Source organism: Bowmanella pacifica, assembly GCF_014645355.1.
Classification (GTDB): Bacteria; Pseudomonadota; Gammaproteobacteria; order Enterobacterales; family Alteromonadaceae; genus Bowmanella; species Bowmanella pacifica.
On record NZ_BMLS01000005.1, the window covers coordinates 118949 to 144469 of the forward strand.

The window sequence follows — 25521 nt, forward strand, 5'->3', positions numbered from 1 at the left end:
CGATGAGTGATTTGACCCAACAAAAATGTGAAGCCTGCCGGGCGGATGCGCCTCAAGTATCTGAGCAGGAGTTAGCCGAGTTGATGCGCGATATTCCTGATTGGGTACCTCAGGTCAGGGATGGTGTTATGCAATTGGAACGCGAGTTCAAGTTTAAGAACTTTAAGCTGGCGTGGGCTTTTTCCAACCAGGTAGCTGAGTTGGCCGAAGCCGAGTTCCATCACCCTTCTATCTTGCTCGAATGGGGCAAAGTGACCGTCACATGGTGGACCCACGCCATTAACGGACTGCATAAGAATGACTTTATTTGTGCGGCCAAAACCGACGCCTTGCTGAAGTGAGTTGCACAGGCTTCGGTAGGTCGCCGAAGCCTGCTTATCCTTTTCCCACCCATGCTTACTGGCTGGTGTACCAGATTTCTCTGTTCTCACCCTTTTGAATGTCATAAAATGTTTACAACCTAGTCACATTGGATTTGTCTATGCGTTTGGAGATCAGCTGTCAGGATCGCCTTGGGATCACCCAGGATGTGCTGGATATATTGGTTGAATATGAGATCAACCTGCGTGGCATAGAGATCGACAGCAGCGGCAAGATTTTTTTGCATTTTCCTAATGTCGAATTTGCTGAGTTTCAGCATTTGATGCCCAAGATTCGTCGTATTGACGGCATTGAGGATGTCAAAACCACCCCTTTTATGCCTATTGAGCGTGAGCAAAACCAGCTTAGAGCGTTGCTACGCACACTCCCGGATCCGGTTTTTTCCATTGATAGTCGTGGCGATATCCTGCTAGTTAATGAAGCGGCGGTTTCCAGCCTGGAAAGTACGCAAGAGGAACTGGTAGGTAAAGATATCACCGAGTTTATAAAAGGGTTCAACTTTGGTCGTTGGTTGGATGGCAAGCAGGTGCTGGCGCAAACCCAAAAGGTCAAATTTATCGAACAAGACTTTTTAGCCGATATTTTGCCGGTCATGGTGGCGGATGGAGAAGCAGATTCTGTGCTGGCGGGGGCTGTGTTGCTGCTGAAGTCCGAGTATCGTCTGGGACAGCAGTTAACCGTCTTTCATCAGGCAAGCGGTGATTCTTTCAACGAAATTCATGCCAGCAGTGCGCAAATGAAAAAGGTGGTTCGGGAAGCTAAGAAAATGGCCGAGCTGGACGCACCGATTTTACTGGTGGGCGAAACGGGGACAGGTAAAGAAATGATGGCCAGGGCCTGTCATCAGGCCAGCCGCCGGCGAGGGCATGAGTTTGTGGTACTGAATTGCGCCTCGATGCCTGACGATATGGCCGAACAGGAACTCTTTGGTTATGGACAGGGCGCTTATGGGCAAAGTGAGGCAAAGAGTGGATTGCTGGAGCAAGCAGAAAACGGCACGTTGTTTTTAGATGAAGTAGGTGACATGTCGTTGTCATTGCAGGCAAAGCTGCTGCGCGTGTTACAGGACGGCACTTATCGGCGGGTAGGAGATACCCGCGAGTTGCTTGTAAATGTGCGCATTATCGGCACTACCCAAAAAGACCTGGCGCAAATGGTTGTCGAGGGACGTTTTCGCGAAGACTTGTATTACCGGCTTAATGTATTGAGCCTGGCTATCCCGTCGCTGCGGGAAAGGAAAACCGATGTGATTGGTTTAGCTGAACATTTTTTGAAAAGCCAAAGCGTCAAGTTAGGTCGTCGACCGCCTAAGCTTAACAAGTCCTGTGTCGAGTTTCTGCAGGGTTATCCCTGGCCGGGAAATGTGCGGCAGTTGGAGAATGCTTTATATCGGGCCCTGACCCTTTTGGAGCGTGATGAGTTGGGCAAGGAAGATATCCAATTGCCTGATACCGTGGCCAGCTCGGGTTACTTTTCCAGTGAAATAGAAGGCACCCTGGATCAAGAGGTTAAGCGCTTTGAGAAGGATTTGCTACGCCGTCTTTATCCGGCTTACCCAAGTACCAGGCAGTTAGCCCGTAAGTTAGGGCTGAGTCACACTGCTATTGCCAATAAATTGCGTGAATACGGCATCAGTAAAAAAACCGTCAAGGTATAGTGGACGCATTGCGTAAATGCTTTGTTACGCTGTAATAGACAGTCTGGCACGGGGAACAATACCCCGTGCACTTTAATTTAGCACTCAGCTATTGTTTAGTAATGATATCCACATTAACAGTATGTTCGCCTTTTGTAAGCTTACTGTGCCCAAGAATTTCGAACTAACCAAGAAAGACGTATGAAACTAGCGACACTTAAGAATGACACCCGTGATGGACAACTTGTCGTTGTCAGCAAAGATCTCCAATCAGCCGTTGCCGTTACCCATATTGCACCCACTATGCAGTATGCGTTGGATAACTGGGACACCTTATCCATGCACCTGCAGGCGACCTATCATGCCTTAAACATCGGCCAGTTGGACGATGTGATGGCGTTTGACTCCAGTTTGTGTGAGTCACCCTTGCCCCGGGCTTATCAATGGGCAGACGGTAGTGCCTATGTTAATCATGTTGAATTGGTCAGAAAAGCCAGAGGCGCTGAACTCCCCCCGAGCTTCTGGACCGACCCGCTAATGTATCAAGGGGGCTCGGATGATTTCATCGGTCCAAATGACGATGTCCTGGTGGGAGACGAGAGCTGGGGTATTGATTTTGAGGCTGAAGTTGCGGTGGTGACTGGTGATGTCCCAATGGGGGTATCCGCACTGGAAGCGGGTAACCACATCCGCTTGGTGATGCTGGTTAACGATGTGTCACTAAGAGGATTGATTCCACAAGAACTGGCGAAAGGATTTGGTTTTTTCCAGTCTAAGCCCGCCTCGTCTTTTTCTCCTGTTGCAGTTACGCCAGATGAGCTTGGTGATGCTTGGCAAGGCTTTAAGGTAAAGCACCCCTTGCTCTCCACTCTCAATGGCGCATTGTTTGGTAAGCCAGATGCCGGGGTAGATATGACCTTTGATTTTGGGCAGTTGATTGCGCATGCAGCAAAAACCCGAAACCTGACTGCCGGCGCCATTATTGGCTCTGGTACCGTGTCTAACAAACAGGGGACGGATTACGGTAGTGCCATTGAAGATGGCGGGGTGGGGTATTCATGTATCGCCGAGGTACGCATGATTGAAACCATCCGGGATGGACAGCCAAGCACGCCCTTTATGAAGTTTGGCGATAGAATACGTATCGAAATGCTTGATGAGCAGGGGGCCAGCGTGTTTGGCGCCATTGAACAACAGATCAAAGAGTATCCATAATGAGCATTAAACTATATGGCTATTGGCGTTCTTCTGCCAGTTACCGGGTGCGCATTGCACTTAATCTCAAAGCTATTGCCTATCAATATGTGCCGGTGCATCTTGTTAAAGATGGCGGCGAACAACACCAGACTAGCTACCTTGGGTTAAATCCCGCTGAGTTGGTGCCGACACTGGTGGATGAAGACGAAGATATTATTCTTAATCAGTCGCTGGCCATCATTGAGTATCTGGATGAGAAATATTCGTCTGGGATAAAGCTTCTGCCTGAGCATAAGTTGCAACGAGCCAGGGTGAGAGCACTGGCGCAAGATATTGCGGCGGATATTCAACCTTTGGCCAATTTACGCGTACTGCAACATCTGGAGGCGCAATACAAGGTTGATGCTGAAGGGAAAGCGGTTTGGAGTCGCCACTGGATTGAAAAGGGATTTGGGGCCATTGAGAAGCGACTGCAGAATACTGCTGGTAAGTACTGTTTTGGTTTTGATTTAAGTTTGGCGGATGTGTGCTTGGTGCCGCAAATATACAATGCCGTCAGGTTTGGCGTAGATATGGATGCATTTCCATTGATTAAGCGGATCCATGAAAATTGCAATAAGTTGCCCGAGTTCGTGGCGGCCTTGCCCGAGAACCAGCCTGATGCACAGTAATAAGGCAATGCCCGGCTAGCCGGGCAGAGCACAATTATTGATTTTTGATGGGCAGCTCGGTGGTGTTCTTCACCTGTTTTAGTGCAAAGGTCGAGCTGAGGTGATCGACGCAGGGCAGGTGAGTAAGCTTACTTTTTAACAGTAACTCGTACTCTTCAATGCTTTCTACGACCACTTTAAGTAAATAGTCCTTTTCACCGCTGGTGGTGTGACATTCCACCACTTCGGCGATGTGTTGAACCGCAGCTTCAAAACCATTGAGTGACTCTTCGTCATGGTTTTTCAGTGTTACATAGATGAAAACGCTGACGCCAAGGTTTAGCTTTTTTCCATCCAGCAGGGTGACTTTGCGCTTGATAATACCGTCACTTTCCAGGCGTTTAACCCGGCGCCAACAAGGGGTGTGGGATAGTCCAACCCGTTGACTGAGCTCGGCCATGGAGACGGTGGCGTCTTTTTGTAGTACACGCAGAATTTCGCGATCAAATTTATCTAATTTCATAAAACACAGGGGGTTTACAAAGTGGCTCAAGGATGCGGAAAAACAAGGCGTTTTTCAACTGAATTTACTAGGATAAGCCTCCTACTCAGATTCGATTTTTAAGATTGGTGTTGCTCATCGAGCCTGGGCTTACGCTAAAGTTAGCAAGACATGTCCTCTGCGCCATGCGCTACCATGAGCAACAATTTTCTAACATCCCGCTTATCTACAGGGTAATTACTATATGTCTGTTTTCGATCACAAGGCTTATGACAATCACGAACAAGTGGCTTTTTTTCATGATGCCAAATCGGGCTTGAAAGCCATTATTGCCGTGCATAACACGAATTTGGGCCCAGCTTTGGGGGGCTGTCGGATGTGGCCTTATGCCAGCAGCGAAGAGGCATTGACTGATGTGCTAAGGCTGTCCAAGGGGATGTCCTATAAGTCTGCCATGGCAAATCTCAAGCTGGGCGGCGGCAAGTCGGTGATTATTGGTGATCCGCGCAAGGACAAGTCTGAAGCGATGATGCTGGCAATGGGCGATTTCATTCAGCAATTGGGCGGAAAGTACATTACTGCCGAAGATTCAGGTATTGCGGTCAGTGACTTGCAGTTGATGGCGCAGCGCAGCCAGTTTATTGCCGGTACGCAGGCCAAATTCAGATACGACGGTGGCGAAGCCGACGGGAATCCTGCGCCCTCTACGGCTTATGGTGTATTTGTTGGACTGCGCGCCTCAGTTCGTCATGCGTTGGGATCTGACTTAAACGGTGTGAAGGTCGCTATTCAGGGGCTGGGGCACGTTGGCTATCGCTTGGCAGAGCACCTACATAATGAAGGGGCGAAATTGTATGTCACGGACATCTACCCGGATAACCTGGATAGGGCAGCGCAGGAATTGGGTGCCACCGTTGTCTCGCCCGATGAGATATTTGGTTTAGATGTGGATGTGTTTGCTCCTTGTGCCATGGGCGCAATCATTAATGACAATAGCTTGTCATTGCTTAAGGCTAAAGTGGTGGCGGGCGCTGCCAATAACCAGTTAGCTGAAGAACGCCATGGGCAAATGCTACAAGAGAGAGGCATCCTGTATGCGCCGGATTATGTCATCAATGCGGGTGGCGTGATTGATATTTATCACCAGAAAATGGATAGCAGTGCAGATGCTATGCGTAAACATATCGAAGGGATTGGTGACACCTTAGTCGAGATTTATCAGCGTGCTGAGCAACAAGGGTTACCCACTAATCTGGAAGCTAATCAGATGGCCGAAGAACGTTTTCTGGCCGAATAAACCTAAAATGATCCCCGCGCCCTTGCAACCCGCTTGGGCATCGGGGATAATGCGCGCCGCCTAAGAGGCGGCTTTGACGCCTTTTTTGCATATCAATGGTGGTCCTGTCGGTCCTCCCGCAATGATACTTTATGAACCCGGTCAGGCCCGGAAGGGAGCAGCCGCAGTAAAGGACTCATGTGCCGGGATGTGGCTGGTGGGACCGCCACCTCTACACTGCTTTTTTCTTCGCGTCGTCTGAGTTTAGATACTTAAGCGCTTTCTCCATCGCTTCGGCTACATTCATTTCCATTTGCTGTTTTTCACTGGTCGAGATATAGAACGCCATATCAACTTCAAAACGGATATAGCGTGCTGGGCATTGATTCAGTGTCAGGCAGCTTAAATCCGCAATAAAGTCGTCGTCTTTATCCTTGTGTAAGCCGAGTTTTTCGATTCTCTCCAGCACTAAGTTTTCATAATAGTTATGAATATCATCATCCAGTTTCATGTTTAATCCTGTTCACAATTGATTCCAGAAGGCTAGTTGATGAATTGTCATCCAGCCAAGCACAACCGCCATATCATGATGGTAAACTCCAGTTTGTCAAAATAACGGATAATAATCATGAAAAAGAATGTGGATCCCTGCTATTACGGTGATTACCTGCAATTGGACAAGTTGCTCAGTGCCCAACATCTGCAAAGTGCCAAGTATGGTGAACCTGCTCACGACGAAACCTTGTTCATTATCGTCCACCAAGTCTACGAGCTCTGGTTTAAGCAAATCCTGCATGAATTGTCTTCGGTCATTGACGTCTTTTCGGCGCAACAGGTAAAAGATCAGCAACTCACTACTGTGGTTCATAGGTTGAAACGGGTTATCAGTATTCAAGGTTTGCTCAATGACCAAATCAGCGTTATGGAAACCATGAGCCCCCAAGAGTTTCTGGCATTTCGCGATTACCTGGTACCTGCATCAGGGTTTCAGAGCATTCAATTTAAGATGCTGGAAATCGGCTTAGGCTTGAAGCGCGAATTTCGCATCGATTTTGACAAGCAGTCTTTTTATAACCGCCTGGAACAAAAGGACAGAGACTTTCTGGAAGCCTTGGAAAAGAAAGACAGTTTGTTTGAGTTGACACAACGTTGGTTGGAACGCCTGCCGCTATTGGAGTTTGATGATTTCAAATTCTGGGCATTATATCGCCAGGCCACAGATAAAATGCTAGCCAGTGATGAAGCCATCATCCAAGGTAATCCCACCCTGAGCGAGAAAGATAGGCGCCAGGAATTAAGAGAGCTGCAATCGACCCGTGACACCTTTGCTGCGCTGTGGGATGAGCAAGAATACAGCAACTGGCAAAGTCAGGGGCATTTCAGATTGTCACAGCGCGCCCTGCTCGCGGCACTTTTTATCAACCAATATAATGAAGAACCACTGTTTAACCTGCCTTACCAGTTTATTACCTGCCTGACCGAAATCGACGAGAAACTGACTATCTGGCGTTATCGCCACGCCATGATGGTGCAACGTATGCTGGGCGGAAAGATAGGAACTGGCGGGTCTTCAGGACATGAATATTTGAAGCGCACCACTGAGTCTAATCGTATCTTCAAGGACTTTTTTAATATGGCTACCTTTATGCTGCCCAAGGCGGCATTGCCGGAGCTACCAGCAAATGTGAAAGGTCAGTTGGGCTTTGTTATGGTTGGACTGTAGTACCACATTCTTTGCTAGCATTAGAATGCTGTAGCGGACTAAAGTTAGAAAGTTCCGTAACAGGTTGCAGATTTCAACTTTGCTTTTGTTTTAAATGTAAACTATTTGTTACGGGTGGGCTTTTTTCATCAACAGTAATATTAAAGTTTGATTAAGGTTAGTTACTAACGCCGGTTGACCAAATTAAAGCCCTTTGTATATTATCGAATGAGAGGCTCACTACCTCTTACCAAAAATAACCGCTTAAGCGGATAACAAAAATCACTAGATAACAAGTTTAGTGGTCCAGGGAGACAAACATGTATATTAAATCTAGACTAGCTGGAGCTGTGCGCATGGCGCTAGCTCTGGGCGCATCTTCTGTTGCATTTTCACCCATCGCTTTCGCTCAAGAAGCGCAAAGCGACGAAGGTGCTGAGGGTGTAGAGAAAATCGCTGTAACAGGGTCTCGCATCAAACGTACCGATATGGAGTCTGCTAGCCCCATTACGGTCCTGACTGCTCAGGATCTTGAAGCGGCAGGTGTGCCCACCATTGAAAAGTACATCCAAGCTTTGCCAGCAGTAAATGGTTCTGCCCAAGGCTCTAACGTTAACAACGGAAGTAATGGTTCCGCCACTGTATCCTTGCGTGGTTTAGGCTCCGGCCGTACATTGATTTTGGTCAATGGTCGTCGCACTGCGTTCAGTGATTTGAACTCTATTCCTATGTCATTTGTTGAGCGTGTAGAAGTGCTGCGTGATGGTGCCTCTACAGTTTATGGTTCAGACGCCATTGCCGGTGTTGTTAACTTCATCACCAAACGCAACTTTGAAGGTGCCGAGTTCGTTGCTCAATACGACCTGACCGGTAAAGGCGATGGTGAAACTTCTAAAGTCGCAGCGACAGTTGGTACTTCCAGTGACAAGGGTAACGTGGTTCTGTCTCTGGAATACACGAATCGCCAGCCTATTGGCCAGAAAGACCGTGATTTCTCAGAGTGCCCTCTGACTGATGGCGATGACGAGCCAGTATGCTTTGGTTCCGGTACTACTGCGATGGGGACTTGGACTTCGCTGACCCCTGGTACAGCCTACAAGAGCATGGTAGTCGACCCCAATACAGGGGAAATTCGAAAGCTTAACGGAGCTACCGACGCTTATAACTTTGCGACAACCAGCTATATGGTGACGCCTCAGGAAGTTTTCAGTATTAACGCTGCGGCAAGCTATGAAGTGTTCGATGATACCAGCGTATTCCTGGAAGGTGGTTTTACTAACCGTCAATCAGATCAGTTAATGGGTCCAGAGGGCACATTCTGGGGACAAGTTGTGTCCGCTGACCATCCGGATAATCCAATTGGCGAAGAGCTGGTTATTAACCGTCGTTTGACAGAAACCGGTGGCCGTGCCTTTACTCAGGACTTCTCTGACTACCGTATGGTGTTTGGTTTTGAGGGCTTCCTGGATAATGGCTGGGCGTGGGACGCATCTTATAACTATGCGCGCTTTATTGACGCCCGTGTAGATTTTGGTCGTGCTAACCCTAAACGTTTCGGTAACCTGACCGATCCAACTAAGTGTGCGGCGGATCCTGCATGCCCAGGTTTATGGAATCCGTTCAAGATGGATACCCTAAATCAGGCTCAATTAGACTACGCGTTCCTGCCTAATTCACCCGTCGTGCGTGGTACCACCAAACAATTGCTGGCTAACCTGACGGGCGACCTTGGGGATTTTGAACTGCCTGCCGGTGCGGTTGCTTGGGCCGTTGGTATTGAAAAACGTTGGGAAGACTACCTGTTTCAACCTGATGGCGCAGCCCTGATCGGCGAAATTTACTCTGTTGCTGGCGATAAAACTGAAGGTCAGTACGAAGTAACAGAAACCTATCTGGAACTGAGTGTACCTATTCTTGCGGATTTGCCAGGTGTTGAATCTCTGAATTTGTCTGCTGCGGTACGCCGTTCTGATTATGACTTCTTGGATGCGCAGACCAACACCAAAATCGGTTTGGAATATACACCCTTTGAAGGTTTGTTGATTCGTGCCACTAAAGCCGATGGTTTCCGTGCTCCAAGTATTTCAGAGTTGTTTGCTCCTCAGCAAGAATCAAACCTGAACTACAACGAGCCTTGTACCGAATACGGTCTGCCAGGTGCGCCTCAAAGTGCAACAGTGAAAGCTAACTGTGCGGCTGATGGCTTGCCTGCTGACTTTAAACTGACGTCTAACCAGTCCAGTTCCATTGTCGGTGGTAACCCTGATTTGCAGCCTGAGGAATCAGAAAGCCTGACCGCGGGTTTTGTTTACACGCCCGACTTTATTGAGAACTTCAGTATTGCGATAGACTACTTTGATATTGAAATCACTAATGGTATTGGTACAGCTGGTACCAGTAACATTATCAATGGCTGTTATGAGAGCCCTAATTTCAGTAGCCCATTGTGTGATCTGCTTGTGGGTGCTGCTGCTGTTGACCGTGTTCCTTACCCAACGTCGCCTCGTCGTGATGTTCTGGGGGCTATGTCTGGTATTTTGGTAACTAACGCTAACCTTTCAACCTTTGAAACCGCTGGTGTGGATTTTGATGCAAATTACGCAGTGGATTTGGGTGAAGGTAGTTTGAAACTTCGTTTGGATGGAACATGGTTGGATAAATACGATTACGTTCCATTTGCAGGGGAAGAGGCCATCCAACTGGCTGGATTCTACGGCGAAGACCAATGGGAGCAGAATGTTGCAGCTTTCTCTGAACTGCGTACCAACTTTACAGCGACTTATACTGCAGGTGATTTCTCTTTCACCTGGATGAGCCGTTTTATGATGGGTACCGACGACGAGTCTGTTGAAGATCTGGCCAATAGTGACAACCTCAGCAACCACGCTGGCTCTGTGGTATATCACGATGTTCAGGGTAGCTACTACATGGACAACTACGCCTTTACTTTAGGTGCAAGGAACTTGTTTGATAAGCAGCCTCCTTACACAACCAACAATGATGATATGAACACCTTGTCATCTTCATACGATACTGCTGGTATGTACTGGTATGCCCGTGTGACAGCTAAGTTCTAATTAGAGCTTTTGCAGAAAACCAGCCTTCGGGCTGGTTTTTTTTTATAGACTTTTATGTGGCACACTTAACTCCACTTTTCCTGAAGCTCTGAGTTTATGAGAAATAACGTTACACAAATAGCTCAGCAGGCAATTGCCTTGTATCAGCAGCAAAAATATGAAGTTGCGCTGCCATTGCTTAAACAGCTGACGGCGGCTGGCGTAAGTCATCCCCTCATTTGGCATGTATTTGCATTGTGCTTGCGGAAGTTGGGCAAACTGCAAGAAAGTGAACAGGCTTTCTGTAAAGCGATGAAACTGGCACCTAATGATGCAGAGATTAAGAATAATTACGGTAATCTTTTGAAGCAGTTGGGCGATAGCAACAAGGCCATGCAATGTTTCCATGAGGCTTTAAGGTGCCGTCCCGGCTTTGTTGACGCGCAATACAATGCCGGATTACTAAAACTAGAGAAAAAGCAATATGCAGAGGCTTCCAGGTTTCTTAAGCAAGCTTTGTCCAATAAACCTGATTTTGCGTCCGCCGCGGTTGCGTTGGCTAAAAGCCTGATTCAAACCGGAGGCCTTGATGAAGCAATTGGTGTTCTCTGCAGAATACTAGAAGGTGGCAGTGACTCTGTTCCTGTGCTCTTGACACTCTCACAGTGCTATCGGGAAAAAGGTTTGCATGACGAAGCGGTAGAGCTGTTGTGTGATCGCCAGGAGAGCGATTTACTTGTGAGAGAGTTAGCGATTAATTTGCATTTCAGTGGCCGAAGTGAGTCGGCCATAGAATGTTTTCGTGCACTGTTAAAAAAAGACCCGCTAAATCAGCAAGTGCTTGGAAGCATGGCAGATATACGTTGGCTAATGGGGGACGTTGATTGGCTGGATGACTATTATCAGGCTTTGTGTGCGAACCCCAATTCCTGGCCACTGCGTTGCGATCTGTCCAATCGGTTGGTTAAATCTGAACAACTACAAAGTGCCGAACAGATTTTGGAAGAGTCTCCCGTTTCTGTGTGGCCACTTGAAGCATTGCTGTTGAAGGGACATATCAAAAGAGAGCAAGGAGAGATCGAGGAAGCGCAACATGTTTTGAAAAAAGCACTGCCAATGTCTGAGAAAAACACTAGCGTGATAAATGAATTAATGTTGTGCCATTTAAGTGAAGGTGATGTCAAATCGGCACTGCGTTGTTGCGACCAACTTATCGAGAAAGAGACAGATAACCAGGCTTGGTGGGCCATGAAAGCGGCGTGCTTAAAGTTAGCTGGGAACCTAAGAGAATACAGAAAGCTATACGATTTTGACAAATTCGTTAAGGCATACGTTTTACCTTGTCCTTCAGGTTATTCCAATATATCAGAGTTTAACCAACAACTTTTGCATGACCTGCAAAATATGCATGCTAGTGCTAGGCATCCACTTGAACAGTCATTACGGACAGGTACTCAGACCGAAGGCCATCTTTTTCGACGTGACATAGAAAGCGTTAAGTTTCTTGAGAAGCAACTTAAACAAGTTATCGCCGCCTACATTAGCCACCTTTCCTTTGATAATTCACATCCTTTTACAAGACGATTAAGACAAGACTTTTTGTTCAGCGGAGCCTGGTCCGTCAGGCTCAACAATAGCGGATATCATCGTAACCATTATCATAGTGAGGGGTGGATAAGCGGAAGTTATTATGTGTCAGTGCCTAAAGCCGTGCAGCGCAGCGGAAATGGTTGGATAAAATTTGGCCAGGCGGAGTTAGGAAGACTGTTTTCCATGGATCCTGACTATTGCATTAAGCCTGAGGCAGGCAGTGTTGCCTTGTTTCCGTCTATGATGTGGCATGGCACTGAACCTTTTGATGATCAGGAGTACAGAGTGACAGTGGCGTTTGATGTTGTACCAGTAGAAGAATAAGAGGAGAGATGGCAGTGTTTTGGGGAAACTTTACCAGTGCTCAAGCTAATGATGATCGATTAAAGCGTCATCCTGGGGCAATTGAAATGTCTAAAGGTGAAATGTTTTTGGCTTCCTGTGCAAACATTTTACGAAATGCTTACGGTTTCTACCGTTCTACGGAGCAGGGGGTCGCGCAAGATGAAAATGGCCAATATCTGCCTTTGTACACCTATCCGGCAATCGAATACCTTTATCAGTTTGATTATAGCGATAAGCGAATATTTGAATATGGCGCAGGCGCCTCGACCATGTTTTGGATGGAGAGAGCCGCCCAAGTCGTCAGCGTCGAAAATAATCCAGAGTGGTACAGCAGTCTCAAGCCTAAGCTCAATAGCAAAACAAAATTGTTGTTCGCAGAGGGAGATAAGTTTCCTTTTGCGCTGGAAGGCGAAGAGGGGCTTTTTGACGTTATTGTGGTTGATGGCGCGGGCTATCGTTTTGACTGTGCGACAGTGGCGTTAAGTAAACTGGCGAAAGGCGGCGTTGTCGTGCTTGATAATGCAGATTGGCATCCTAATACAGCAAAGCTACTTAGAGATGCTGGTTTGATTCAGGTCGACATGAGTGGTTTTAAGCCATGTGAATGCCATACATCAACCACTTCAATTTTTATGCACAGAGACTTTAATTTTCGTACCTTGGAATCAAGACAGCCTTCTTATGCGAAAGGCGCAAAACTCATTCATTCTGAAGATTGGGATAAGCCATATGCAAAACGAGGCTAAAGAAGGCGCCGACATGGATGTAACGCTGCAGGAGGCCAGGCAGCAAGCGCAAAGTGGGTTACATGAAGGCGCAGCGGAAAGTTACCGAAAGTTGCTTAAGCATGCTGAGTACTCCGTTGAGGCAAATGTGTTTTTGTATCGCTTTGCTTCCCGTCATGGTCGCTTTGCTGAGGCAGCCTTTAACTTGGAATCATTACTGAGCACCCATCGTGTCGAGCCTGTATGGCATCATCACTTGGGACAGGTTTTGCAGAAATTAGCAGAGACAGACCCGCAAGGAACAGCACTAATTAAGCTAGTTGAGCTTTTGCCATTTGCGTATTCGAGTCGGTTGGTTTTAGGACGCCTCTTAGAGGTGCAAGGTCAATTAGAGCAAGCCACCCAGCATTATTTGTCTGCCATTAACACCGCCAATCGAAAAGGGTTTTGGCACAACGAAGCATCTACTGCGCCTTGGTGTCGAGCTTTTGTCCTGCATGCATTGAAGACAGTTGAGCAGTATCGACAGCACTTATTTCACTCCTGGCTCGAGCCGCTATGGGAGGAATACGGTAAAGAGGCGATGCAGCGTGTCAGTAAAACTATGAAAATGTTCAGTGGTGAATTGCCATTAGAGTTGGCTGATAAGCGCCAGATTCCTTCCTTTTTATACGTACCAGATTTGCCTATTTCTCCGGTGTTTGATGCTGAATCCTTGCCCTTTGCTGAAGAATACGAAAGCAAGAGCGAACAAATTATCCAAGAATTGCACGCTCTTCTTGATGATGGCTATAAGTTCAAACTCTTCCAGGAAGGTGAGGCGGGGAGGGGGCTAACGGAAGGAGGGGATTGGAATGCTTTCTTCTTTCATCGACATGGCAAAACTTTTTCAGATAACCATAGTCGTTGTCCTAATACATCAGCAGCTTTACAAACATTGCCTTTAGTAAGAATAAAAGAACACGGGCCGGAAGTCTGTTTCTCATTGATGCAGCCCGGAAGCCATATTTTACCTCATCGTGGAGTAACGAATAGTCGGGCGGTATTGCATATGGGGCTTATCATTCCTGACCATTGCCGTTTAAATCTTTTGAATGTTCAGGAGATTAGTTGGCAACAGGGCAAAATATTTGCCTTTGATGACACCTATTTGCATGAAGCCTGGAACCGCAGTGAGCAACTGAGGGCGGTGTTGTTGGCAGATATATGGAACCCTTTTCTTAGTCAGGAAGAGTGTATGGCGTTAACGACGCTGATTGAAAAAATTGGCGTATTTAATCGTCAGCATACGCCGGGTGATGGAATATGATGGCTTATTTCCTCTGCGCAATCGCTTCTTATTAAGGGTTTGCCTGCTGTATATATCTTCTGGTAGGCAGCACAGAAGAACTTTCTCCCGGTCTGTGAACTCAATTTTGCCGTTTGGTTTTATGCTTGACTGAGTTTCAATGTACCAAAGGCTATCCTCTTCACAACGGAAGGAATGTGTTTTCGGTTTGTTAATTATTGTTTAAATCCGTAAGTGGTTCATCACTCGGCATAAAATGAGAATTAACGGCCCTAAAAACCTGCATTACTGATTGGAGTTGGCTTTCGTTGCTTACAAATAGACGGCGAGCCTTGACAATTTTGATCGTTCCATGTGAACATTCGGCGTTCGAGTCGGCGGGCTTCGTTGGTCCATTTCCGGTATAGCCTGCCTTCTCAACTACTATTAATAGAACCGTTTTTAAGCCCCTCGTGGTCGGCTGGACCAGGCTGGTCTCGGGGATTCAAGATAAGAAAATTGGTTGGGAACTATGTCCAAAATGAGCAAGAGAAATCTAATTGCTTCTGCCGTTATCGGTGCCTTCGCACTAGGTGGCAGCCAAGTTGTCTCTGCAGACCCTCTTAAAAATTTGCAAAATGAAGAAGCAAAAATCCACGCGGCTGCAGCACAATCCCAAAAGAAGATCGATAAGATCTATGAGCAAACACAAGAGCTGTTATTTGAATATCGTGGTGTCGTAGATGAGACCGAAAACCTGAAGGTTTATAACGATCACCTGGCTCGTTTGGTTGCTTCTCAGGAAGAAGGTATTGCCTCTCTGCAACGTCAAATTGACGGTATCGAAGGCGTTAAGCGTGGCGTAGTTCCTCTGATGTATCGCATGATTGATGCGCTGGAACAGTTCATTGAGCTGGACCTGCCTATCAATTACGAAGAGCGTAAAGCCCGTGTTGCGCATTTGCGTGACCTGATGGGTAATGCCAACGTCACCGTTTCTGAGCAGTTCCGCCAAGTACTTGAAGCCTATCTGATTGAAAACGAATACGGTAATACTATTCGTGTTTACCAAGAGCAGCTTCAGTTCAATGGTCAGAACATTGCCGCTGATTTCTTCAACCTGGGCCGTACCGCCTTGTTGGCGCTGTCTCTGGATCAGAAGCAAGCTTGGGTTTGGAACAATGAAAGCCGCACTTGGGAACAGTTGGGTGATGAATACCTGAGTTCTGTAGTTAAGGTTGTCAAGATGGGCCGTAAGTTGGAGCCCTTCGATCTTATCAAACTGCCAATCAAAGCTGCGGAGTAATCAGAATGAAAAACCTATTCAAATCTGCCCTGCTTGCAGCTGCGATGGCTGTGAGCGTTGCACCTGTTCAAGCTGCTACCAGCTTGGATCAGTTGCTTGATCAAGTTAAGAAAAATCGTGTTTCCGAAGCGCGTATCAATTCACAGCGCGAAGCTGAATTCAACTCTGCCCGTGCTGATAAGCAAGCGCTGTTGAAGAAAGCGCAAGATGGCCTGAAAGCTGAGCAAGCCCGTGGCGACCGCCTGGCTAAGCAATATGCAGATAACGAGATTCGTCTTGCCGAAAAAGAGCAGGAGCTGAAAAATGCGACTGGTACTTTGGGTGAGATGTTCGGTGTGGTTCGTCAGTCGTCTGGCGAAGCTTACGGTTTAATCTCTAGCTCTATCGTTAGTGCTCAGTACCCTGGCCGTTCAGCCTTCTTGGAAGGTATGGCATCTGAAAGTAAAGGCCTGCCAAATATTCAGGAATTGGAAGAGTTGTGGTTCGCACTGCAAACTGAAATGACTGAGTCTGGCAAGATTGCGCGTTTTGAAACAGACGTAATCAGCCTGGATGGCGGTTCTAGCCGTCAGGAAGTGGTACGTGTTGGTACGTTCAACCTGGTAAGCAAAGAAGGTTATCTGGCCTACAATGCTGAGAAAGGACAGGTTCAACCTTTGGGTCGTCAGCCTGACAGCCACATGGTTAACGATGCATCCAGCTTCATGGACGCGACATCTGGCTTCAATCCATTCTTCGTGGATCCAACTCGCGGTACCATTCTGGGCCTGTTGACTGCTAAGGCAACTTTGTCTGAGCGTTATCATGCAGGTGGTGTAGTAGGTTATGTTATTACCGCTATGCTGGCACTGGGCTTCCTGATCGCTATCTACAAGTTCGTCACGCTGACTGCCGTGAGTGCTAAGATGCGTTCTCAGTTGAACAATACCGGTAACCCTTCTTCTTCTAACCCTCTGGGTCGTATCCTGAAGGTTTATCAGGAGAATAAAGGTGCCGATGCTGAGAACCTGGAACTGAAACTGGATGAAGCGATTCTGCGCGAATTGCCAAGCATTGAGTCTGGTATCAATATCATCAAGATCTTCGCTGCCGTAGCTCCTTTGTTGGGTCTGTTGGGTACCGTATTGGGTATGATCGCCACCTTCCAGCAAATTACGCTGTTCGGTACCGGTGACCCACGTATCATGGCTGGTAGTATCTCAATGGCGTTGGTAACAACAGCGCAAGGTATTATCGCGGCACTGCCTTTGATCCTTCTGCACAGCATTGTTGCTGGTCGCAGCAAGTCCATCGTGCATATCCTGGATGAGCAAGCTGCTGGTATCGTAGCGGCTCACGCCGAGGTGGAGAAAGCTTAATATGTTATACCTGATAGAACTCTTGGAATCTGTCAGGGATTTTATCGCTACCGGCGGTGACGTACTTTATGTTGTTGCTGCCGCGCTCTTCCTCATGTGGATATTGATGATTGAGCGCTACTGGTACGTCACCAGCGTGTTCCCTAAGGTGATGAAACAAATCATCACCGACTGGGACGCAAGGAAGGACACCACATCCTGGTATGCGCATAAGATTCGTGATGCATGGATTTCGCAAGCATCAGACAAACTCAGTGAGAGAATGTTGTTGATTAAAACTTTGGTTGCCATGTGCCCCCTGATTGGTCTGTTAGGCACAGTAACCGGCATGATTACCGTATTCGAAATCATGGCGGTGCAGGGGACGGGTAACCCGCGCTTGATGGCTGGAGGTATCTCCATGGCCACAATTCCCACCATGGCGGGAATGGTAGCGGCGCTTTCCGGTGTGTTCTTTAGCACACGTCTGGAAGCCAAGGTTAAAATTTCTAAAGAGAAGTTGGTCGACAGCTTGCCTCATCATTAAAGAGAGATTTATATGGCTCGTAAACATCGTGCAGAAGAAGAAGAAGCAACGATCGACATGACTCCCATGTTGGACATCGTGTTCATCATGTTGATCTTCTTTATCGTAACTACCTCTTTCGTGAAAGAGGCGGGTATCGAAGTAAATAAACCTAAGGCCGAACAAGCGACTAAACAGAAATCTGCCAACATCTTTATCGCCATCAACGAGAATGGTGAAGTATGGATGGATAAGCGTATGGTTGATGTTGAGCGCGTGTCTGCCAACATTGAGCGCCTGCTGGCCGAACAGCCGACCGATGTCGTAATCGTTCAGGCTGACGTTGAAGCCAAACACGGTGTCGTTGTTGAAGTAATGGATCAGATCAAAGCTGCTGGCATTGATAGGATATCGGTAGCAGCAAAGGATAATTAATATGCTTCGTCTAATAGTATCAATACTAGTAGGTGCGGCCATTACCTTTGCCTTGTTTGTGATAATGGCAAAATTGATTGCCAACTCTTCACGGCCTGCTGACGAGGTACCGGAGATTCCGGTTATCGACGTCGTTATGAGTGAGCCTGAAGATAGTACACAAACTCGTTCCAGGGTGCCGCCGCCGCCTCCGCCGCCGCCGCAGCAGCCGCCGAAAATGCAGCCTCAGGAGCCTGAAGCTAACGACCCTAACACCGACGGTATGTCATTTAACTTACCTGGTGTGGATATCGGTGGTGCCGATGTGGCCATTGGTGGTCCAGGTGCTTTGATGCGCGATGGTGAAGCTACACCTATCGTACGTATCGAGCCAAAGTACCCCATCGAGGCAGCGCGTGACGGTAAAGAAGGCTGGGTAAGGCTGTCTTTCACTATCAACGAAGTTGGTGGTGTTGAAGATATCGAAGTGCTCGAAGCTGAACCTAAACGTGTATTTGACCGTGAGGCGCGTCGTGCGCTAAGCCGTTGGAAGTACAAGCCGAAGGTTGTAGATGGTAAAGCTGTTAAGCAGTTTAACCAGAAAGTACAGTTGGACTTTAAGTTGGAGCAATCGTAATGAAAATAACGAAAAATCCAATCAGTAAGCTGATCGTGCTGAGCTCTATCGTGCTGTGCTCATACTCAGGTTTAGCACAGGCCCAGTCGTCTGCGCCTATAGTCTGTCCTGGTTATAAGCAAGGACCGTCTAATATTCCGAGTGAACGTGTAGGTAAGAAGATTCAGAAGGCCTATGAAGCCTACAATAATGATCAGATGCAAGAAGCACTGACCATTTTGTATGACATCGATAGCTCTGATGCTTTTGATCGCGCCTTTACTGACAAGTTTATTGGACAGTTATTAGCTTCTCAGGAAGGCCAATCCGCCAAAGCGCTTGGCTACTTGCAGAACTCAGTGAAGGAAAAGCAATTAACGGATGGAGATCATGCGTCTATTCTGAAGTTGGTTGCTGACCTGAACCTGCAGGAGCAAAAATTCGCTGATGCGTTAGTTTGGTATCAGAAGTATATTGACTTCACCTGTAAGCAGGACCCGGATGTTTATGTTCGTATGGCTAACTCCTATCACGAACTTAAGCAATTCGATAAGGTGGTTGAGCCGGCAGACAAAGCTATCGCTTTGTACGAAAAGCCGAACAAAAACCCTTATGTACTAAAACTGTCTGCTTTCGTTGAGCGTAAGAAGTGGCCCCAAGCAATTGAGGTTGCCGAAGACCTGGTGAGAACATTCCCTGACACCGCACAGTGGTGGTCTCAGTTAGGTATGTTCTACGCGCAAGTAGAAGACTATAAGAAATCTCTGGCTATGCTTGAGGTTGCCTATAACAACGGTTTTTTGACCAAAGAGTCTGAAATTCGTGTGTTGAGTCAGCTTTTTGCATCCAATGATATTCCTTACAAAGCAGCGACCATCCTGGAAAAACACATGAAGGAAGGTTTGCTTAAGAGTGATGAGAAAAATCTCGCGAGCTTGGCTAACGCCTTCCACTCGGCTAAGGAAATCAAGAAGGCGGCTTATTACTACGGTAAAGCGGCTGCACTGAGTAATGATGTCGATCACTATCGTCGTCAAGGCTCACTGCTAGCTGCAGCCGAAGATTATAAGAACGCCATCTCTGCCTTCGATAAAGCGTTGGAACTGGCTAAAGGACAGGATGAAGGTAAGTTGCACATCGAATTGATGACTTCCTACTTCTATCTGAACGACTTTAAGCAGGCCCATAAGCACGTTAAGCTGGCTATGAATGACAGTGCAACGGCACGCACAGCGAAGAGCTGGGAAGCCTATATTAAAGAGAAAGCGCGTAACCGTGGCATTAAGCTATAAGTTGCAAGCAGTTCTTATCTAGAAAAGCCCCGTATATCGGGGCTTTTTGTTTGCTGCTAGATATTTTCAATTCTCCGCGTCACCTAATATTGCTAGCCAAAATCCATTCTATTGTCTGGACACAGCGATCACCTGCAGTGAACGATAGTCGAATCGGCATTGGCTTGTTTGAAAGTATTTCGTCTTGAATAATACTGGTCTAGTCTGAATTTACATTCTTTAACGGAATGTGAAATTATTTTGTTGCCGCATTGGTCTAACATTCTGTTAGTGCCGTTCGGCCAGTCACTTGTGTGATCAAAACTTAGCGTAGGAACTGAATATGAAACAGATTAAGAAAACCGGTATAGCAACAGCTTTGGGTGCTGTAGTGATTGGCTCCCTGTCAAATGTCAGCGTGGCGGCTGATAACGGCGCATTTTCCATGCAAGCCCTTGATAGTGGTTATATGCAGTTTGCTGGCGAGGGAAAATGCGGCGAAGGGAAGTGCGGTGAAGGCAAAAAAGCCATGAAAGATGGTAAATGCGGCGAAGGGAAGTGCGGTGAAGGCAAAAAAGCCATGAAAGATGGCAAATGCGGCGAAGGGAAGTGCGGTGAAGGCAAAAAGGCCATGAGAGATGGCAAATGCGGCGAAGGGAAGTGCGGTGAAGGCAAAAAAGCCATGAAAGATGGCAAATGCGGCGAAGGGAAGTGCGGTGAAGGCAAAAAAGCCATGAAAGATGGCAAATGCGGCGAAGGAAAGTGCGGTGAAGGCAAAAAGGCCATGAAAGATGGCAAATGCGGCGAAGGGAAATGCGGTGAAGGCAAAAAAGCCATGAAAGAAGGTAAGTGTGGTGAGGGTAAATGCGGAGGCTCTCATTAAGCCGTAAGCTTCGCGAGGGTCGCTAGAAGCGGCCCTTAGCTTATACGCAGACACAGAGGAATTTGAATGGCTCTTAGAGGCACCAATGTTGGATTAGGCTTGCGCCGTGAAATGCTGGAAGAAGTACAGTCCTTTGGCGCTGTTCCTATCGATTTCTGGGAGGTCGCGCCAGAGAATTGGATGTCTCTTGGTGGCCGTTATCAGAAGCAGTTCAGTGGATTGGCCCAGCAATATCCGTTTAAAACGCATGGATTGTCGCTTTCGATTGGCAGTCCCGATCCTTTGGATATTACCTTTGTTAAAGCGTTAAGGTACTTCCTGGATGAGTACAATATCAGCACCTATAGTGAGCATTTGAGTTACTGCTCCGCAGCAGGTCACCTTTATGACTTGATGCCTATGCCTTTCAGTCAGGGTGCCGTGCAACATGTGGCCGACAGAATTAAACAAGTACAGGATATTTTGCAGCGCCCGCTGGTATTGGAAAACATTTCTTATTATGCGGCGCCAAATGCGCAAATAGCAGAACAAGATTTTATCTTGTCAGTGCTGGAGCAAGCTGATTGCCAGTTGCTCCTTGATGTGAATAATATCTACGTCAATAGTGTGAATCATGGTTATGATGCCAGGGCGTTTTTAAACGCTATGCCTACCAGCAGAATTGCCTACCTGCACATTGCCGGACATTACAATGAAGCTGAAGACCTGATTGTTGATACTCATGGCGCAGATGTCATTGAACCTGTATGGGACTTGTTGGCGTTGACCTACCAAACCCATGGGGTATTGCCCACCTTGTTGGAGCGCGACTTCAATATTCCACCATTACCGGTGTTGCTACAGGAAGTGGAGAGGATTCGAGCTTTACAGTTGGATTATTTGCCTAAACAGGAACAGCGCGCCTGATGTCACATCTATTAGAGCAATTAGCTTTTGCTAATCATATCCGTGATCCTGAGCATTATCCTGCTCCTGTGGATGTTGAAGACAGAAGAATGAATATCTATCGTGAACTGTTTTTCAACAATGTGTGTGGTTTTGTTAATAATGGCTTTCCGGTTCTGCATAGCTTGTATGATGAATCGCACTGGCAGCAATTGTGCCGTCAGTTTCTGGCGGTGCATGCCTGCCGCTCCCCCTATTTTGTTGATATTTGCAAAGAGTTTGTTGAATTTGTCGCTAACGAATATCAGTCTCAGCCTAGCGATCCCTCTTTTTTGGCCGAACTGGCGCATTATGAGTGGGTTGAACTGGCGTTAAGTACCGCCAAGGGAGATTGCCCAAAGGCATGGTCAGGTCAGCCTTATCAGGCGGTCAAATTATCTGATCTGGCTTGGGTATTGAGCTATACCTATCCTGTTCATCAAATCAGTCCTGAATATCAACCTGACACACCATCGAATCCATACTACTTTGTGGTGCATAGGGACAGCGATGACGAGGTGCATTTTATGCAGATTGATCAGGTTAATGCCTTTATGTTGTCTCATTTGGAAGATGATGTGGAGCAGGTAGATGAACTGATTAGTGAACTACAGAAGGCCATGCCGCAACTTCCTGCCGCACAGGTGTCCTCTGGCTGCAAACAAGCGCTGGATGCCTTTGTGACAAAAGGCATCCTTATCCCTTTTTAAGTGTGCGCCTCGCTTGTTTGTAACCTGTGCTGTTAATCCTTGTCACTTTGCATTAAGATTTGCCGCTCCCGTTTTAAGAGGTTTCAGACATGCATCACGACGAGAATTTCAAAGATCCCTTTAATGTTAAATACCTGTTAGCCGCATTGGTTACCGCGGTGGCATTGCCGCTGTTGCATGTGGTTTTAGGTTGGTTTGTTTACTATCTGTAACCACTGAGTAAGAGTAGTAACAACGTGACCATAGAGTATATTAAGTCGGCCATCAAAACGGTGCCTGATTACCCTAAACCAGGTGTCCAGTTTCGTGATGTCACCTCTTTGATGCAGGATGGTAAGGCCTTTTCGTCGTGCATAGATATTCTTGCGAACCATTATCGAAATCATGGTTTTGACAAGATTGCCGGAACTGAAGCCAGAGGCTTTATTTTCGGGGCACCACTGGCTAAAGCCTTAGGCTGTGGTTTCGTGCCGGTGCGTAAGTTTAACAAGTTGCCGCGAGCGGTCATTCGCCAGAGCTACCAGTTGGAATACGGCGAAGATGTGTTGGAATTGCATCAAGATGCCATTCATCACGGCGAAAACGTGCTTTTAATGGATGATTTGCTGGCAACCGGTGGCACTATGATGGCCACTGCCAAGTTGGTTCGTCAATTGGGCGGAAAAGTCGAGCATGCTGCGTTTGTTATCAACCTGCCTGATCTTGGCGGTTATCAGCGTTTAGTCGAGCAGGGCATTATCTGCCACTATCTGTGCGAATTTGAAGGGGACTAGGTGAGTTACCAGGTTCTCGCCCGAAAATGGCGGCCAGCAAACTTTTCACAGTTGGTTGGCCAAGCCCATGTTGTATCCGCTATTTCTAACGCGCTGGATAATGACCGGCTACACCACGCCTACTTATTTACTGGCACCCGCGGGGTAGGTAAAACCACTATCGCCCGCATTTTTTCCAAGAGTTTGAATTGCGAACAGGGCATGAGTGCCACTCCTTGCGGTGAATGTGCGACGTGCCGTGAAATCGATCAGGGCAACTTCGTAGATTTGCTGGAGATTGATGCGGCGTCTCGTACTAAGGTTGAAGATACCCGTGAACTGTTGGACAACGTTCAGTATCGCCCAACCCGAGGGCGTTATAAGGTTTACCTGATTGACGAAGTGCATATGCTGTCTAAGCATAGCTTCAATGCGCTGCTGAAAACCCTCGAAGAGCCGCCTCCGCATGTTAAGTTTTTACTGGCGACCACAGACCCACAAAAACTGCCGATCACCATTCTTTCCCGCTGTCTGCAGTTCAATTTAAAGGCGTTGTCGCGAGACCAAATCACCCAGCAGCTAACCCATATTCTGCAGCAGGAAGGCATCAGTGCACAGCCAGAAGCCTTATCCCAGCTAGCACGCGCTGCTCAGGGCAGTATGCGTGACGCACTGAGTCTGACAGACCAGGCCATTGCCCAGGGGAATGGCGAAGTCAGCGCCGTGACGGTTGTGGATATGCTGGGCCTGTTGGATAAAAACCAGGTACTTAAGCTGTTGCATGGCATAGTGCAAGGTGATGGTAGCGAGGTAATGCAGCAGGTCGATTCTCTGGCTATGCAGGCTCCAGATTACAGTCAGATTTTGGCAGAGCTATGCAGCTTATTACACCAGATGGCACTGACCCAGTTGGTTCCTGATAGCTGTAAATTGGAAACCGTCACTGCAAAGGCTATCTATCAGTTGGCTAAGGCGCTGCCACCAGAACAAGTGCAGTTACTCTATCAAATTGCTTTGCAAGGACGCCGGGATTTACCATTCGCTGCCGATGGTCGTAGTGGCCTGGAAATGACCTTGCTCAGAATGCTGGCTTTCCAGCCAGTGACTCAAAAAAAAACTCTAGCGGAAATTAGTCAGCTTAGCGAAGAAGCCGAAGTTGCTTGTGATCTATCCTCAGATGATGAGGACGATATCTCTGATGAACTCCTGCAATTGCAAAACAACCAGGCCTTAGTGTGGCAGCAGGCCGAAGCCCTAGGGCCACAATCTCTTGTTGCGCAGGACGCCAAAGAGCAGACTGTTTTGCCTGAGCCTGAGCCTGAGCCTGAGCCTGAGCCTGAGCCTGAGCCTGAGCCTGAGCCTGAGCCTGAGCCTGAGCCTGAGCCTGAGCCTGAGCCTGAGCCTGAGCCTGAGCCTGAGCCTGAGCCTGAGCCTGCCACCTCCAGTACCACCGAGAGTCTGTTGGCGTTAAGACGTAAGCTGCGTGAAGAGACACAGGCCGAAAAGGCCGCGCCTGCTGCCGCTGTTGAAAAAACATCTGCGCCCACTTTTAATTTCAATCGTCCGCCCGCCGATGCTGAACCGCAAGACACGCCAGCGTCGGAGCCTGAGCGTCAGATGGCGCCTGCGCCCATTGTTCCTGAGCCTGATTCTGGCACGTCTGATATCAGTAACAATCCGTCAGCGGACGAGGAAGACAGCCCTCCTTGGGAGGACGGAACTGAATATTTGTCTGACTCTTTCGACGAACAGCAAAGTGCTATGCAGGAAGAGCTGGTCGTTGAAGCGCCAGAGCCTATGATGGCTGAACAGGATGAACATCCGCTTGATGAGCGTACTGAACAGCAACATCTGGTTGTTGATGCAGATGAGCATATCTTAGCGCCGCCGGAAGCGGAGGCACACCCGATGGCAGCGCCAATCTACGACGACGGGCCAAGCAGCGAAGGGACTGCAGTTGATGAAGAATTAGAAGACTTGCTGGCAGCTTATCAGGATGAGGACCCAGCGGTTTTACGAGTTGATAAAGAGGTTCCTGCGTTTTTATCCGATGGACAAAAAGTCTTGTATGCCAGCCAACTGGATAAATGGAGCCGTCTGGTGGAACATATGGGCATCAATGGCTTGGTTAAACAGTTGGCATTACACGCGGGCTGTCAGGTCCAAGGTAATGACGTTAACCTATTGCTACATAGCAGCAAAGAACATCTGTACTCGCCCTCTGCACATCAGCAGTTGCAACACCATTTGAGCGAAGCGCTGAAGCGTCCTGTTGAGCTTAAGGTGGAGCTGGGCTGCCCGGTTAATACCCCTTTTGCTCTGGCTCATGCTATCCGTTTAAGCCGACAGGCATATGCAGAGCAGGTGGTTCAAACCGACCCGGGCATTAATTTGCTGCGAGATGAATTTTCTGCGTCCGTTGCGACGCAAAGTATTAAACCGAGATAGGGATAAC

At 47.7% G+C, this 25521-nt stretch carries 24 protein-coding genes and 1 other RNA gene; 23 read left to right on the forward strand and 2 right to left on the reverse strand.

Annotation, left to right across the window (positions count from 1 at the left end; translation table 11 throughout):
- Positions 1–2 precede the first annotated feature (2 nt).
- The 4 genes from IEX02_RS14930 (at position 3) to maiA (ending at position 3885) form a co-directional block, all read left to right on the forward strand.
- Positions 3–341, forward strand: coding sequence for a 4a-hydroxytetrahydrobiopterin dehydratase (locus IEX02_RS14930; RefSeq protein WP_188696889.1), 339 nt, complete (start codon positions 3–5; stop codon positions 339–341).
- Positions 342–481: 140 nt separating this feature from the next.
- Positions 482–2038, forward strand: a complete 1557-nt coding sequence (tyrR, locus tag IEX02_RS14935) for a transcriptional regulator TyrR (protein ID WP_188696890.1) — start codon at positions 482–484, stop codon at positions 2036–2038.
- Positions 2039–2218: 180 nt separating this feature from the next.
- Entirely contained in the window at positions 2219–3232 is a 1014-nt protein-coding gene (locus IEX02_RS14940) for a fumarylacetoacetate hydrolase family protein (protein WP_188696893.1), read from the forward strand.
- Positions 3232–3885, forward strand: a complete 654-nt coding sequence (maiA, locus tag IEX02_RS14945; protein WP_188696896.1) for a maleylacetoacetate isomerase — start codon at positions 3232–3234, stop codon at positions 3883–3885. The genes IEX02_RS14940 and maiA overlap by 1 nt, the downstream gene beginning before the upstream one ends.
- Positions 3886–3919: 34 nt before the next feature.
- On the opposite strand, the gene IEX02_RS14950 is transcribed toward maiA, so the two are convergent.
- Positions 3920–4387: an Lrp/AsnC family transcriptional regulator gene (locus IEX02_RS14950; RefSeq protein WP_188696899.1), complete on the reverse strand. Its 468-nt coding sequence runs from the start codon at positions 4385–4387 to the stop codon at positions 3920–3922.
- 223 nt (positions 4388–4610) lie between these two features.
- Between IEX02_RS14950 and IEX02_RS14955 the strand changes: the two genes are divergently transcribed.
- Entirely contained in the window at positions 4611–5663 is a 1053-nt protein-coding gene (locus IEX02_RS14955) for a Glu/Leu/Phe/Val dehydrogenase dimerization domain-containing protein (protein ID WP_188696902.1), read from the forward strand.
- Positions 5664–5768: 105 nt separating this feature from the next.
- An RNA gene (gene ffs / locus IEX02_RS14960) (signal recognition particle sRNA small type) lies at positions 5769–5865 on the forward strand.
- Positions 5866–5874: 9 nt separating this feature from the next.
- On the opposite strand, the gene IEX02_RS14965 is transcribed toward ffs, so the two are convergent.
- Complete coding sequence (locus IEX02_RS14965) at positions 5875–6153, reverse strand: late competence development ComFB family protein (protein WP_188696905.1); 279 nt, start codon at positions 6151–6153, stop codon at positions 5875–5877.
- A 117-nt stretch (positions 6154–6270) separates the two neighbouring features.
- On the opposite strand from IEX02_RS14965, the gene IEX02_RS14970 reads away from it, so the two are divergent.
- From IEX02_RS14970 to dnaX, 17 genes are all read left to right on the forward strand, one after another.
- Entirely contained in the window at positions 6271–7365 is a 1095-nt protein-coding gene (locus tag IEX02_RS14970; RefSeq protein WP_188696908.1) for a tryptophan 2,3-dioxygenase family protein, read from the forward strand.
- Positions 7366–7664: 299 nt separating this feature from the next.
- Positions 7665–10421 (forward strand): TonB-dependent receptor domain-containing protein, encoded by a 2757-nt coding sequence (locus IEX02_RS14975; RefSeq protein WP_188696910.1) that lies wholly within the window; start codon positions 7665–7667, stop codon positions 10419–10421.
- 138 nt (positions 10422–10559) lie between these two features.
- Complete coding sequence (locus IEX02_RS14980; protein WP_188696912.1) at positions 10560–12314, forward strand: 2OG-Fe(II) oxygenase family protein; 1755 nt, start codon at positions 10560–10562, stop codon at positions 12312–12314.
- Positions 12315–12322: 8 nt separating this feature from the next.
- Positions 12323–13081, forward strand: coding sequence for an O-methyltransferase (locus IEX02_RS14985; protein ID WP_188696915.1), 759 nt, complete (start codon positions 12323–12325; stop codon positions 13079–13081).
- The gene (locus tag IEX02_RS14990) at positions 13065–14369 is read left to right on the forward strand and encodes an aspartyl/asparaginyl beta-hydroxylase domain-containing protein (protein WP_188696917.1); all 1305 of its coding nucleotides are present in this window, start codon (positions 13065–13067) and stop codon (positions 14367–14369) included. Before IEX02_RS14985 ends, IEX02_RS14990 begins: the two co-directional genes overlap by 17 nt.
- Positions 14370–14868: 499 nt before the next feature.
- The gene (locus tag IEX02_RS14995) at positions 14869–15633 is read left to right on the forward strand and encodes a DUF3450 domain-containing protein (RefSeq protein ID WP_188696920.1); all 765 of its coding nucleotides are present in this window, start codon (positions 14869–14871) and stop codon (positions 15631–15633) included.
- Positions 15634–15638: 5 nt separating this feature from the next.
- Positions 15639–16991: a MotA/TolQ/ExbB proton channel family protein gene (locus IEX02_RS15000; RefSeq protein ID WP_188696921.1), complete on the forward strand. Its 1353-nt coding sequence runs from the start codon at positions 15639–15641 to the stop codon at positions 16989–16991.
- Between the two features lies 1 nt (position 16992).
- On the forward strand, positions 16993–17517 hold the full coding sequence (locus tag IEX02_RS15005) for a MotA/TolQ/ExbB proton channel family protein (RefSeq protein WP_102796662.1): 525 nt from the start codon (positions 16993–16995) through the stop codon (positions 17515–17517).
- Positions 17518–17529: 12 nt separating this feature from the next.
- Positions 17530–17931, forward strand: a complete 402-nt coding sequence (locus IEX02_RS15010; RefSeq protein ID WP_188696923.1) for an ExbD/TolR family protein — start codon at positions 17530–17532, stop codon at positions 17929–17931.
- 1 nt (position 17932) lies between these two features.
- Entirely contained in the window at positions 17933–18547 is a 615-nt protein-coding gene (locus IEX02_RS15015; RefSeq protein WP_188696926.1) for an energy transducer TonB, read from the forward strand.
- A complete protein-coding gene (locus IEX02_RS15020; protein ID WP_188696929.1) occupies positions 18547–19818 on the forward strand; it encodes a tetratricopeptide repeat protein in 1272 nt (423 codons plus the stop codon). Before IEX02_RS15015 ends, IEX02_RS15020 begins: the two co-directional genes overlap by 1 nt.
- A 322-nt stretch (positions 19819–20140) precedes the next feature.
- Positions 20141–20680: an HvfA family oxazolone/thioamide-modified RiPP metallophore gene (locus IEX02_RS15025; RefSeq protein ID WP_188696931.1), complete on the forward strand. Its 540-nt coding sequence runs from the start codon at positions 20141–20143 to the stop codon at positions 20678–20680.
- Between the two features lie 66 nt (positions 20681–20746).
- Positions 20747–21586 carry an HvfB family MNIO-type RiPP peptide maturase gene (locus tag IEX02_RS15030; protein ID WP_188696934.1) on the forward strand — a complete coding sequence of 280 codons (840 nt, stop codon included), beginning with the start codon at positions 20747–20749 and terminating at the stop codon, positions 21584–21586.
- A complete protein-coding gene (locus IEX02_RS15035) occupies positions 21586–22314 on the forward strand; it encodes an HvfC family RiPP maturation protein (RefSeq protein ID WP_188696937.1) in 729 nt (242 codons plus the stop codon). The genes IEX02_RS15030 and IEX02_RS15035 overlap by 1 nt, the downstream gene beginning before the upstream one ends.
- Before the next feature lie 89 nt (positions 22315–22403).
- On the forward strand, positions 22404–22526 hold the full coding sequence (locus tag IEX02_RS20495; RefSeq protein WP_268237432.1) for a hypothetical protein: 123 nt from the start codon (positions 22404–22406) through the stop codon (positions 22524–22526).
- 24 nt (positions 22527–22550) lie between these two features.
- Positions 22551–23087 carry an adenine phosphoribosyltransferase gene (apt, locus tag IEX02_RS15040; protein ID WP_188696940.1) on the forward strand — a complete coding sequence of 179 codons (537 nt, stop codon included), beginning with the start codon at positions 22551–22553 and terminating at the stop codon, positions 23085–23087.
- The gene (gene dnaX / locus IEX02_RS15045) at positions 23088–25514 is read left to right on the forward strand and encodes a DNA polymerase III subunit gamma/tau (RefSeq protein ID WP_188696943.1); all 2427 of its coding nucleotides are present in this window, start codon (positions 23088–23090) and stop codon (positions 25512–25514) included.
- Positions 25515–25521 lie beyond the last annotated feature (7 nt).

Bases quoted from the DNA above. Each gene is read 5' to 3' on its own strand.
- IEX02_RS14930 (WP_188696889.1), top strand. From the start codon at position 3: ATGAGTGATTTGACCCAACAAAAATGTGAAGCCTGCCGGGCGGATGCG.
- tyrR (WP_188696890.1), top strand. From the start codon at position 482: ATGCGTTTGGAGATCAGCTGTCAGGATCGCCTTGGGATCACCCAGGAT.
- IEX02_RS14940 (WP_188696893.1), top strand. From the start codon at position 2,219: ATGAAACTAGCGACACTTAAGAATGACACCCGTGATGGACAACTTGTC.
- maiA (WP_188696896.1), top strand. From the start codon at position 3,232: ATGAGCATTAAACTATATGGCTATTGGCGTTCTTCTGCCAGTTACCGG.
- IEX02_RS14950 (WP_188696899.1), bottom strand. From the start codon at position 4,387: ATGAAATTAGATAAATTTGATCGCGAAATTCTGCGTGTACTACAAAAA.
- IEX02_RS14955 (WP_188696902.1), top strand. From the start codon at position 4,611: ATGTCTGTTTTCGATCACAAGGCTTATGACAATCACGAACAAGTGGCT.
- IEX02_RS14965 (WP_188696905.1), bottom strand. From the start codon at position 6,153: ATGAAACTGGATGATGATATTCATAACTATTATGAAAACTTAGTGCTG.
- IEX02_RS14970 (WP_188696908.1), top strand. From the start codon at position 6,271: ATGAAAAAGAATGTGGATCCCTGCTATTACGGTGATTACCTGCAATTG.
- IEX02_RS14975 (WP_188696910.1), top strand. From the start codon at position 7,665: ATGTATATTAAATCTAGACTAGCTGGAGCTGTGCGCATGGCGCTAGCT.
- IEX02_RS14985 (WP_188696915.1), top strand. From the start codon at position 12,323: ATGGCAGTGTTTTGGGGAAACTTTACCAGTGCTCAAGCTAATGATGAT.
- IEX02_RS14990 (WP_188696917.1), top strand. From the start codon at position 13,065: ATGCAAAACGAGGCTAAAGAAGGCGCCGACATGGATGTAACGCTGCAG.
- IEX02_RS14995 (WP_188696920.1), top strand. From the start codon at position 14,869: ATGAGCAAGAGAAATCTAATTGCTTCTGCCGTTATCGGTGCCTTCGCA.
- IEX02_RS15000 (WP_188696921.1), top strand. From the start codon at position 15,639: ATGAAAAACCTATTCAAATCTGCCCTGCTTGCAGCTGCGATGGCTGTG.
- IEX02_RS15005 (WP_102796662.1), top strand. From the start codon at position 16,993: ATGTTATACCTGATAGAACTCTTGGAATCTGTCAGGGATTTTATCGCT.
- IEX02_RS15010 (WP_188696923.1), top strand. From the start codon at position 17,530: ATGGCTCGTAAACATCGTGCAGAAGAAGAAGAAGCAACGATCGACATG.
- IEX02_RS15015 (WP_188696926.1), top strand. From the start codon at position 17,933: ATGCTTCGTCTAATAGTATCAATACTAGTAGGTGCGGCCATTACCTTT.
- IEX02_RS15020 (WP_188696929.1), top strand. From the start codon at position 18,547: ATGAAAATAACGAAAAATCCAATCAGTAAGCTGATCGTGCTGAGCTCT.
- IEX02_RS15025 (WP_188696931.1), top strand. From the start codon at position 20,141: ATGAAACAGATTAAGAAAACCGGTATAGCAACAGCTTTGGGTGCTGTA.
- IEX02_RS15030 (WP_188696934.1), top strand. From the start codon at position 20,747: ATGGCTCTTAGAGGCACCAATGTTGGATTAGGCTTGCGCCGTGAAATG.
- IEX02_RS15035 (WP_188696937.1), top strand. From the start codon at position 21,586: ATGTCACATCTATTAGAGCAATTAGCTTTTGCTAATCATATCCGTGAT.
- IEX02_RS20495 (WP_268237432.1), top strand. From the start codon at position 22,404: ATGCATCACGACGAGAATTTCAAAGATCCCTTTAATGTTAAATACCTG.